This window comes from Gallibacterium melopsittaci (assembly GCF_042433085.1).
Lineage (GTDB): Bacteria > Pseudomonadota > Gammaproteobacteria > Enterobacterales > Pasteurellaceae > Gallibacterium > Gallibacterium melopsittaci.
Window position 1 is genome coordinate 1 of record NZ_JBHLWA010000002.1, and the last position, 249, is coordinate 249.

The following is a 249-nucleotide window of genomic DNA, read 5'->3' on the forward strand; positions in this document are numbered from 1 at the left end:
TCCCTTTCACCTGTAATCCCATCACTTGGATTATGCGTTGTACCCGTTTATGGTTGATACCGTCGCCTAATTGTTTGGTGACTCGGCGATAGCCATAATGTGGATGTTGCTGTTTGATAGCAAGAATCCTTACACTTAAGGAGGTATCTTTATCTGCTTGCTTGGATTGCTGCATTATATGATAAAAGAACGTACTTCTGGCTAATTGTGCATAGATTAACAACAGAGTTAACGGATACTGCACTCTTA

1 protein-coding gene is annotated in these 249 nt (G+C 40.6%); it reads right to left on the reverse strand.

The window, feature by feature from the left end; genetic code table 11:
• Positions 1-249, reverse strand: a 249-nt coding sequence (locus tag ACFFHT_RS00685; RefSeq protein ID WP_382372534.1) for an IS3 family transposase, incomplete at both ends; no start/stop codon positions are given.